This is a genomic window from Mycobacterium sp. SP-6446, assembly GCF_001954045.1.
Classification (GTDB): domain Bacteria; phylum Actinomycetota; class Actinomycetes; order Mycobacteriales; family Mycobacteriaceae; genus Mycobacterium.
This window is the reverse complement of record NZ_MBEM01000222.1, coordinates 1-2,381: the sequence shown is the minus strand read 5'-3', so window position 1 is coordinate 2,381 and position 2,381 is coordinate 1. Positions and strand designations below refer to the sequence as shown.

General features: G+C 68.7%; 1 protein-coding gene and 2 pseudogenes. All 3 read right to left on the bottom strand.

Annotated features, from left to right (window positions below; genetic code table 11):
- Positions 1–695, bottom strand: a pseudogene (locus A5736_RS19680) (ammonium transporter); the annotation flags it as partial.
- A 187-nt stretch (positions 696–882) separates the two neighbouring features.
- Positions 883–2,184 carry a signal recognition particle-docking protein FtsY gene (gene ftsY, locus A5736_RS19675; protein WP_076248104.1) on the bottom strand — a complete coding sequence of 434 codons (1,302 nt, stop codon included), beginning with the start codon at positions 2,182–2,184 and terminating at the stop codon, positions 883–885.
- A gap of 42 nt (positions 2,185–2,226) precedes the next feature.
- Positions 2,227–2,381 (bottom strand): annotated as a pseudogene (locus tag A5736_RS27280) (chromosome segregation protein SMC); the annotation flags it as partial.

Here is a 2,381-nt window from a genome sequence, read left to right as displayed (position 1 = left end):
CCGGCGTTGAACCCGAACCAGCCGAACCACAGCAACCCGGCGCCGAGCATCACGAACGGCAGGTTGTGCGGCCGGAACAAAGTGGTCGGCCAGCCCTTGCGCTTGCCCAGGACGATCGCCAGCATCAGGCCGGCCACACCGGAGTTGATATGGACCGCGGTACCACCGGCGAAGTCGATCGCGTGCAACTTGTTGTTGATCCAGCCGCCGTGCTCGGAGGCGAAGCCGTCGGCCGCGAAGACCCAGTGCGCGACCGGGAAGTAGACCAGCGTCGCCCACAGCCCGGCGAACACCAACCACGCGGTGAACTTCAGCCGGTCCGCCACCGCGCCCGAGATCAGCGCGACGGTGATGATCGCGAACATCAGCTGGAAGGCCACGAAGACGGTGGCCGGCATGGTGCCGGCGAGCGGGATGTCGACCTGTGCGACGCCCTTGGTGGCGTCGGCCTTCACGGCATTTCCGCCGATCAGCTTCGCCAGACCCCAGTAGTCGGTCGGGCTGCCTACGACGCCCCCCTTGTCGTTACCGAACGACATCGAGTAGCCGTACAGCACCCACAGAACCGTCACCACACCCATGGAGCTGATGCTCATCATGATCATGTTGAGCACGCTTCTGGTGCGGACCATGCCGCCGTAGAAGAAGGCAAGACCAGGCGTCATCAACAGCACCAGCGCGGAACTCGCCAACATCCAGGCGGTATCCCCGGTATCTGGTTGGCCCAATTGCGGGAAACTCACTCGCTTTCACCTCCGGTCGACATGAGTAGGCCGACAGGCAGGTGCCTGTGGCCTGCGAGAACTGTGCGCAATTGTTGTTTCGGCAATGGGGCCGCCATGTTTCGGCGGTATTAACGTCCCGCGTGCCGTGTAAGCGGTCTCAGCCGAGCAGCGCGTCCACGAATGCGGCGGGTTCGAACGGCGCCAGGTCGTCGGGTCCCTCGCCGAGTCCGACCAGCTTCACCGGCACGCCGAGCTCTTGCTGAACACGGAAAACGATGCCGCCCTTGGCCGTTCCGTCCAGCTTGGTCAGTACCGCGCCGGTGATTTCCACGACCTCGGCGAAGACCCGCGCCTGCGCCAGCCCGTTCTGCCCGATGGTGGCGTCGAGCACCAGCAGTACCTCGTCGACCGCTGCGCGCCGGGTGACCACCCGCTTGACCTTGTCGAGTTCGTCCATCAGGCCGACCTTGGTGTGCAACCGGCCGGCGGTATCGATGACCACGACGTCGGCGCCCGCGGCGATCCCCTTGTCGACCGCATCGAAGGCCACCGACGCCGGATCGGCGCCTTCGGGGCCGCGCACCACCTCGGCGCCCACGCGGGCCGCCCAGGTCTGCAGCTGATCGGCGGCCGCGGCCCGGAACGTGTCGGCGGCGCCCAGCACGACGCGGCGCCCGTCGGCCACCAGCACGCGGGCCAGCTTGCCGACGGTGGTGGTTTTTCCGGTGCCGTTGACGCCGACGATCAGCAGCACCGAGGGGTGGTCGGCGTGCGGTAGGGCGCGGATCGACCGGTCCATCGCGGGTTGCAGTTCGGTGATCAGGACGTCGCGCAGCACGGCCTTCGCGTCGGCCTCGGTGCGCACGTTGCCGCTGGCCAGACGGCTCCGCAGCTGCGAGACCACCGCATCGGCGACCACCGGGCCCAGGTCGGCGACCAACAGCGTGTCCTCGACCTCCTGCCAGGAGTCCTCGTCGAGGTCGCCGCCGCCGATCAATCCGAGCACGCTGCGGCCCAAGGCATTCTGCGAGCGGGCCAGCCGGCCGCGCAGTCGTTCCAGCCGGCCTTCCGGCGGCGCGATGGCCTCGATCTCGGCGGCGGCCGGCGCCTCCGGGGCCTCCGCTGCCACCGGCTCGGGTTCGGGCGCCGCGGGTTCGGGCGCCACCTCCGGGAGGTGGACGTCGGAGATCGTGCGCCGCGGCGCGTCGCGGGGAACCGTGGCGTCGTCACCGACGGCGGGCAGCCCGCCGGTGTCGAGCGTCGGAGCGGATTGGCTGAAGGTGATGCCCGACGACGCGGTGTAGCCGCCCGAGCGGTCTATCGCGCCCGGTTCGGCCGTCGTCGTCAGGCTGATCCGGCGGCGGCGGTAACGGCGCAGACCCAGGACCAACGCGACGACGACGACCAGGGCGGCGATGGCGCCCAGGACCGCGATGGCGATCCAAAGACCTTGCGACACGCTGACATTCTTCCAAGCGGCCGCGCGCCGGTGGGACCGGCCCTAGTTGGAACTGGAGACCAGCTGCTCCACCTGCTGGCCGCGCATGCGCTGGGAGATCACCGCGGTGATGCCGTCGCCCTGCATCGTCACGCCGTACAGCGCGTCGGCGACCTCCATCGTCGGCTTCTGGTGCGTGATGATGATGATCTGCGACT